General features: G+C 56.5%; 6 protein-coding genes and 1 rRNA gene (1 of these 7 cut by a window edge). 4 read left to right on the forward strand and 3 right to left on the reverse strand.

Translation table 11 applies throughout. The features are described from left to right. Positions 1-31 precede the first annotated feature (31 nt). Positions 32-460 carry a protoporphyrinogen oxidase HemJ gene (gene hemJ / locus ACYZT6_RS30265; RefSeq protein ID WP_462029806.1) on the reverse strand — a complete coding sequence of 143 codons (429 nt, stop codon included), beginning with the start codon at positions 458-460 and terminating at the stop codon, positions 32-34. A 134-nt stretch (positions 461-594) separates the two neighbouring features. Here hemJ and argC point away from each other — a divergent pair, with 134 nt between their 5' ends. Further along, the gene (gene argC, locus ACYZT6_RS30270) at positions 595-1629 is read left to right on the forward strand and encodes an N-acetyl-gamma-glutamyl-phosphate reductase (protein WP_461955955.1); all 1035 of its coding nucleotides are present in this window, start codon (positions 595-597) and stop codon (positions 1627-1629) included. 161 nt (positions 1630-1790) lie between these two features. After that, a complete protein-coding gene (gene erpA, locus ACYZT6_RS30275) occupies positions 1791-2141 on the forward strand; it encodes an iron-sulfur cluster insertion protein ErpA (protein ID WP_007947969.1) in 351 nt (116 codons plus the stop codon). A gap of 78 nt (positions 2142-2219) precedes the next feature. Here erpA and ACYZT6_RS30280 read toward each other — a convergent pair whose 3' ends face one another. Together ACYZT6_RS30280 and ACYZT6_RS30285 are read right to left on the reverse strand one after the other, a co-directional pair. Further along, positions 2220-3311, reverse strand: a complete 1092-nt coding sequence (locus ACYZT6_RS30280) for an anhydro-N-acetylmuramic acid kinase (RefSeq protein ID WP_462029807.1) — start codon at positions 3309-3311, stop codon at positions 2220-2222. 3 nt (positions 3312-3314) lie between these two features. Beyond that, a complete protein-coding gene (locus ACYZT6_RS30285; RefSeq protein ID WP_462029808.1) occupies positions 3315-4736 on the reverse strand; it encodes a peptidoglycan DD-metalloendopeptidase family protein in 1422 nt (473 codons plus the stop codon). A gap of 212 nt (positions 4737-4948) precedes the next feature. On the opposite strand from ACYZT6_RS30285, the gene tyrS reads away from it, so the two are divergent. Next, entirely contained in the window at positions 4949-6148 is a 1200-nt protein-coding gene (gene tyrS / locus ACYZT6_RS30290; protein ID WP_201185166.1) for a tyrosine--tRNA ligase, read from the forward strand. Positions 6149-6700: 552 nt separating this feature from the next. Continuing rightward, positions 6701-7339 (forward strand): 16S ribosomal RNA (locus tag ACYZT6_RS30295); it runs 900 nt beyond the window's last position.

Raw genomic sequence — 7339 nt, forward strand, 5'->3', positions numbered from 1 at the left:
GAAGTACCCCGGTGAGTTGTGCCTATTGGAGTTAGAACGGCCGAACGACGACCAGAATTACGATAGCCAGCAATATCAGAACCGGCACTTCATTGAACCAGCGATAAAAGACATGGCTACGGGTGTTTTCGCCACGGGCAAAACGCTTCACCTGTGCGCCGCACATGTGGTGGTAGCCGATCAGGATCACCACAAGGGTCAGTTTGGCGTGAATCCAGGCACCTTGACTGAAAATGCTTGGGTTAAGCCAGATCAACGCGATACCGAAAACCAGGGTGGCGATCATCGCCGGGCCCATGATGCCGCGGTACAGCTTGCGCTCCATGACGCTGAAGCGTTCCTTGCTGACGGTGTCTTCGCTTTGGGCGTGATAAACGAACAGGCGCGGCAGGTAAAACAGGCCGGCAAACCAGCAGACCATGCTGATGATGTGAAGCGCTTTGAGCCACAGATAAAGCATTTTTAGTTATTCCCAGGTTCACGGTAGCCCGAATAGTAGAGGCTTGACTGTCCGCACGTCACCTAAGCGGTTGTCGCAGGGCCGCGCGGCCCCTATTATCGACGGCTTTCCAGTGGTTCGTTGAGGGCAGGTTTATGGTCAAGGTCGGTATCGTCGGCGGCACGGGTTACACCGGTGTCGAACTGCTGCGTCTGTTGGCACAGCATCCGCAAGCTGAAGTGGTTGTGATCACTTCCCGATCCGAGGCCGGTCTGGCCGTGGCTGATATGTACCCGAACCTGCGAGGCCACTACGACGGCCTGGCTTTCAGCGTTCCGGACATCAAGACGCTGGGCGCCTGTGATGTGGTGTTCTTCGCCACGCCTCACGGTGTTGCCCATGCGCTGGCCGGCGAACTGCTGGCGGCCGGGACCAAGGTCATTGACCTGTCGGCGGACTTCCGTCTGCAAGACCCTGTCGAGTGGGCCAAGTGGTACGGCCAGCCGCATGGTGCGCCGGAGCTGCTGGAGGAAGCGGTCTACGGTTTGCCGGAAGTCAATCGCGAACAGATCAAGGACGCTCGCCTGATCGCCGTGCCGGGTTGCTATCCAACGGCGACGCAATTGGGTTTCCTGCCGTTGCTCGAAGCCGGTCTGGCCGATACCACCCGCTTGATCGCAGATTGCAAATCCGGTGTCAGCGGTGCCGGCCGTGGCGCTTCGGTCGGTTCGCTGTACTCCGAGACGTCGGAAAGCATGAAAGCCTACTCCGTCAAAGGGCACCGTCATTTGCCGGAAATCCGCCAGGGTCTGCGTCGTGCAGCGGGCAAGGACGTCGGTCTGACCTTCGTTCCGCACCTGACGCCAATGATTCGTGGCATTCACTCGACGCTGTATGCGACCGTCGTGGATCGTTCGGTGGATCTGCAAGCGCTGTTTGAAAAGCGTTACGCCAACGAACCGTTCGTCGACGTAATGCCGGCCGGCAGCCATCCGGAAACCCGCAGCGTGCGCGGTGCCAACGTCTGCCGTATTGCCGTGCATCGTCCCCAGGACGGTGATCTGGTGGTGGTGCTGTCGGTGATCGATAACCTGGTCAAAGGTGCGTCGGGTCAGGCGGTGCAGAACCTGAACATCCTGTTTGGTCTGGATGAACGTCTGGGCCTGTCCCACGCCGGCATGCTGCCTTAGAAGCAGCTGCAAGCGGCAAGCGGCAAGTTGTAAGCCGCAAGCTTGAAGCTCACAGCTTGAAGCTTGTCGCTGCCCCTCAAATAGTTGACCGATTTTCTAGGAGAAGCGGATAATGCGCGTCATCACGCATTATGGCGGCGTAACGCCGGGAGATAGTCAGCATGAGCGTCGAATCCTTCACCCCCACGGCTTTGCAATTCACCCACGGTGCCGCGCACAAGGTGAAGAGCCTGGTCGATGAAGAGGGGAATGATCGCTTGAAGCTGCGCGTATTCGTTACGGGCGGCGGTTGTTCAGGTTTTCAGTACGGCTTCACCTTCGATGAAGAAGTGGCCGATGACGACACCATCGTCGAGCGCGAAGGTGTGAGTCTGGTCGTAGACCCGATGAGCTTCCAGTACCTGGCCGGTGCCGAGGTGGATTATCAGGAAGGTCTGGAAGGTTCGCGTTTCGTGATCAAGAACCCGAACGCCAGCACCACCTGTGGCTGCGGCTCTTCGTTCTCGATCTGATCGCGCTTCACCGCATTATCAAGCGCCGCATGGCTTCAGGGCTTTGCGGCGTTTTGCTGTGTGGGATTTGATGGATAGTCAGGCCGGGTAGATGGCGCCGAGTACGCGCAGGCCGCGGGCGCCGGTGACACTCGGGCGGTTGGCGGCGATGCCTTCCAGGCAGCAATGGGCCAGCCAGGCGAAGGCCATGGCTTCGACCCAGTCCGGGTCCACACCATAAGCGGCAGTGCTGCTGACTGTTGCGTTCGGCAACAGGCTGGCCAAGCGCTTCATCAGTGTGGCGTTATGCGCGCCGCCACCGCAGACCAGCAATTCCTGAGTATCCGATTGGGCGTGCTGCAGTGACTCGACGATGGTCAGTGCGGTCAGCTCAAGCAGGGTTGCTTGCACGTTTTCAGGGGCGAATGTCGGCAGTTTCGATAGATGCTGTGTCAGCCATGGCAAGTTGAACACTTCGCGACCGGTGCTCTTTGGGCCTTTGGTGACGAAGAACGGATCACTCAGCAATTCATTCAGCAGGACCGGCTCAACCTTGCCGCTGGCAGCCCATTGGCCGTCACGATCAAAGTTGTCGCCGCGTTGCTGATGAATCCAGGCATCCAGCAGGACGTTCCCCGGGCCGCAGTCGAAACCGGCGACAGGCTTGCCGGGCTCGATCAGGCTGAGGTTGCTGAATCCGCCAACATTCAATACCGCGCGATTGCCGGCACGTTCTTCGAACAAGGCTTCGTGAAAGGCTGGAACCAGAGGTGCGCCTTGCCCGCCAGCGGCAACATCACGGCTACGGAAGTCGCTGACCACGGTAATACCGGTCAACTCTGTGAGTAAGGCAGGGTTTCCGATTTGCACCGTGAAGCCGCGTGCCGGCTCGTGGCGAATGGTCTGGCCGTGGCTGCCAATCGCGCGAATGTCTTTGGGTTTCAGGTTGTGTTGTTGGAGGAGGGCGTTAGTGCCCTGAGCGGCCAGTTTCACCCAGTTCTGCTGGGCGATGGCGGAACGGGCAATCTCGTCCGGGCCGCTGGCGCACAAGCCAAGCAGCTCGGCGCGCAGGGAATCAGGCATTGGGGTGTAGTGCGTGGCGATCAGGTTGATCGCTGGGGTCAGCTCGATCAGCGCAATGTCCAGCCCATCGAGGCTGGTCCCGGACATCACACCTATATAGAGCGTCATGATTTAGCGCTTCGAAGCCAGCATGGTGGCTTTCTCTTGGTCCATGCGCGACATCAGCGGTTGGCTTTGCGCGAGGAAGCGTGCGCGTTCCGCTTTGGAGATTGGGTCGGCCATAGCAACCTTCTGGCCCAGTGGGTCCACGTGCACGCCATTGACCTGGAACTCGTAGTGCAAGTGCGGGCCGGTGGAGAGGCCGGTAGTACCGATGTAGCCAATTACCTGGCCTTGCTTGACGCTGCCGCCAGTCTTGACGCCTTTGGCAAAGCCTTGCATGTGGCCGTACAGCGTACGGTAGGTGTTGCCATGCTGGATGATCACGGTATTGCCGTAGCCGCCGCGGCGACCGGCCAACAACACTTTGCCGTCACCGGCCGCCTTGATCGGCGTGCCGCGTGGTGCTGCGTAATCCACACCTTTGTGGGCGCGGATCTTGTTCAGGATCGGGTGTTTGCGGCCCATGGAGAACTTCGAGCTGATGCGGGCGAAGTCGACCGGAGTGCGGATAAACGCCTTGCGCATGCTGTTGCCATCAGCGGTGTAGTAGCTGCTGTTGCCTTGCTTGTTGGTGTAGCGCACGGCGGTGTAGGTCTTGCCGCGGCTGGTGAAGCGTGCGGAAAGGATCGGACCGTTGCCGACAGCCTTGCCGTTGATGACTTTCTGCTCATAGATCACATCAAACTCGTCACCCTGGCGAATATCCTGGGCGAAGTCGACGTCATAGCCAAACACGCTGGCCATGTCCATGGTCAGGCTGTGGGACAGGCCGGCACGCGCGGCAGACTGCGACAGCGAGCTATTGATCACACCATGAGCGTAGGCAGAACGCACGGTTGGCTTGGCGGTAATGCGGTTGAACGTATAACCCTTGTCATTCCTGGTCAGGGTGATGCTTTCGACGTCGCTGACCTTGCTATGCAAGTTAGTCAGCTGGCCATCGGGGGTCAGTTCGAATTCGAGTTTCTGGCCGTGTTTGAGTTGGCTGAATTGCTTGGCCTGCTTATCGCTGGCCAGCACTTCATGCACCGAAGTGGCTGGAAGGCCGACTTTCTCAAACAGCGTGGACAGCGTGTCGCCTTTTGAAACGATCACTTCCCTGTGGTTTGGGGCCTTCTTTTCTTCGACGACAGGTGCAGGCGCTGGTGCGGCCTGGGCTGTTTCCGGTGGTTCTTCCGCGCCGTTTTCGATCTGTGCGAAAGGGGAGGCTGCGGGCTCATTTGTGGCTTGAACGGCTTCTGCAGCGTCTTGATCTTGTGTCAGTTGTTCAGCAGGGCTTTCCAGTTCAAGACTCAGGGTCGTCTTTTTGGCTTCTACATCACTGGAAGGGAATACCAGAAGCGCCAGGCTCAGAAGAGCGGCGATACCACTTGCTGCGAGCAGGTGGGTCTTCGGGTAAAGCGGTGGCGCTTTAGACGATTCTTTGGTCATAGGTAATTTTTGACTTTGAAAAAGATGAATTGGAAAAGATGAATGACATGATGAAGATGAAATAACTGTATAAAATATAACCAAATCATCTCTGAAGCAAGTCCGTGGTCACTCTGCCAGCGGATTGGCGTCATTGCGCCGGCCAAACTTTGTATTTGACGCGTGATCTTGTATGGTTGGTTCCCTTTGAATTCGAGCCTTGCGGGTCTGTTATGAAGTCGGTTGAAGAGCAGCTAGCGCTGATAAAACGTGGTGCGGAAGAACTGTTGGTCGAGTCCGAGCTGATCGAAAAGCTCAAGCGTGGCCAGCCGCTACGTATTAAGGCAGGCTTCGATCCGACTGCGCCGGATTTGCACCTGGGCCATACCGTGCTTATTAATAAGCTGCGCCAGTTCCAGGAGCTGGGTCATCAGGTCATCTTCCTTATAGGTGACTTCACCGGAATGATCGGTGATCCGAGCGGCAAGAGTGCGACGCGTCCTCCGCTCACCCGTGAGCAGGTTCTCGAGAATGCCGAAACCTACAAGACTCAGGTCTTCAAGATTCTTGATCCGGCCAAGACCGAGGTGGCGTTCAACTCCACCTGGATGGATCAGATGGGGCCGGCGGACTTCATTCGTCTGACTTCGCAGTACACCGTGGCTCGCATGCTTGAGCGCGACGACTTCGACAAGCGCTACACGACCAACCAGCCAATCGCTATTCACGAGTTCCTCTACCCGTTGGTTCAAGGGTATGACTCGGTCGCGTTGCGCGCGGATGTCGAGTTGGGCGGTACCGATCAGAAATTCAACCTGCTGATGGGGCGTGAGCTGCAGCGCGGCTATGGTCAGGAGGCTCAATGTATTCTGACGATGCCGCTGCTCGAAGGTCTGGATGGCGTGAAGAAGATGTCCAAGTCCTTGGGCAACTACGTCGGCATCCAGGAGGCGCCGGGGGTCATGTACGGCAAGCTGGTCTCTATTCCAGATGCGCTGATGTGGCGCTACTTCGAATTGCTCAGTTTCCGTTCTATGGATGAGATCAATGCATTCCGTGCTGATGTCGAGGCGGGTGCCAATCCGCGTGATATCAAGATCAAGCTGGCCGAAGAGATCGTTGCGCGTTTCCATGGTGAAGAGGCTGCGGCCAATGCTCACCGTGCGGCGGGCAACCGTATGAAGGAAGGCGAGCTGCCGGACGATCTGCCAGAGATCGAATTGACCGCAACTGAAGATATGCCGATCGCTGCCGTCCTTAATAAGGCGGGTCTGGTCAAGAACTCGGCCGTCGCACGAGATCTGCTGGGCTCCGGTGGTGTGCGTATAGATGGTGAGGTTGTCGATCGCACCTTTATATACGTACTGGGCGCGACCCATGTTTGCCAGGCAGGAAAGAAGGCATTTGCGCGTATTACGCTCAAATCCGAATAAAGCTGAAATTAGGGGTTGACGGCAGATTCTGGAAGTCTATAATTCGCCCCACTTCCGGCGCAGTCGAAACGGAAAACTCTTTGGTAAACAATGAGTTACGCAGTTTTCGGCAGCGAGTTGCTTCAGGTCATCGAAGCCCAGAAGGAGTTGATCAGGCAGGGTTGTTTGGCTTGATTGACGGTTCGATCTTCTCGGTCGAAAGCGGAGAAAAAGAGGTGTTGACAGCGGCGAGTAACGCTGTAGAATTCGCCTCCCGCTAACGAGAGATCGGAAGCGCAAGTGGTTGAAGTTGCAAAGGAAACTTTGAAAACTTCTGAAAATAACCGCTTGACAGCAACAGAGGCTGCTGTAGAATGCGCGCCTCGGTTGAGACGAAAGATCTTAACCAACCGCTCTTTAACAACTGAATCAAGCAATTCGTGTGGGTGCTTGTGGAGTCAGACTGATAGTCAACAAGATTATCAGCATCACAAGTTACTCCGCGAGAAATCAAAGATGTAACCAACGATTGCTGAGCCAAGTTTAGGGTTTCTTAAAAACCCAAAGATGTTTGAACTGAAGAGTTTGATCATGGCTCAGATTGAACGCTGGCGGCAGGCCTAACACATGCAAGTCGAGCGGCAGCACGGGTACTTGTACCTGGTGGCGAGCGGCGGACGGGTGAGTAATGCCTAGGAATCTGCCTGGTAGTGGGGGATAACGCTCGGAAACGGACGCTAATACCGCATACGTCCTACGGGAGAAAGCAGGGGACCTTCGGGCCTTGCGCTATCAGATGAGCCTAGGTCGGATTAGCTAGTTGGTGAGGTAATGGCTCACCAAGGCGACGATCCGTAACTGGTCTGAGAGGATGATCAGTCACACTGGAACTGAGACACGGTCCAGACTCCTACGGGAGGCAGCAGTGGGGAATATTGGACAATGGGCGAAAGCCTGATCCAGCCATGCCGCGTGTGTGAAGAAGGTCTTCGGATTGTAAAGCACTTTAAGTTGGGAGGAAGGGCAGTAAATTAATACTTTGCTGTTTTGACGTTACCGACAGAATAAGCACCGGCTAACTCTGTGCCAGCAGCCGCGGTAATACAGAGGGTGCAAGCGTTAATCGGAATTACTGGGCGTAAAGCGCGCGTAGGTGGTTTGTTAAGTTGGATGTGAAATCCCCGGGCTCAACCTGGGAACTGCATTCAAAAC

The sequence above is a fragment of the Pseudomonas sp. RT6P73 genome, from assembly GCF_054897715.1.

What these genes read in the sequence shown, in the direction of transcription:
- argC (WP_461955955.1), top strand. Translation starts at nt 595, where the DNA reads ATGGTCAAGGTCGGTATCGTCGGCGGCACGGGTTACACCGGTGTCGAA.
- hemJ (WP_462029806.1), bottom strand. Translation starts at nt 460, where the DNA reads ATGCTTTATCTGTGGCTCAAAGCGCTTCACATCATCAGCATGGTCTGC.
- tyrS (WP_201185166.1), top strand. Translation starts at nt 4,949, where the DNA reads ATGAAGTCGGTTGAAGAGCAGCTAGCGCTGATAAAACGTGGTGCGGAA.
- erpA (WP_007947969.1), top strand. Translation starts at nt 1,791, where the DNA reads ATGAGCGTCGAATCCTTCACCCCCACGGCTTTGCAATTCACCCACGGT.
- ACYZT6_RS30285 (WP_462029808.1), bottom strand. Translation starts at nt 4,736, where the DNA reads ATGACCAAAGAATCGTCTAAAGCGCCACCGCTTTACCCGAAGACCCAC.
- ACYZT6_RS30280 (WP_462029807.1), bottom strand. Translation starts at nt 3,311, where the DNA reads ATGACGCTCTATATAGGTGTGATGTCCGGGACCAGCCTCGATGGGCTG.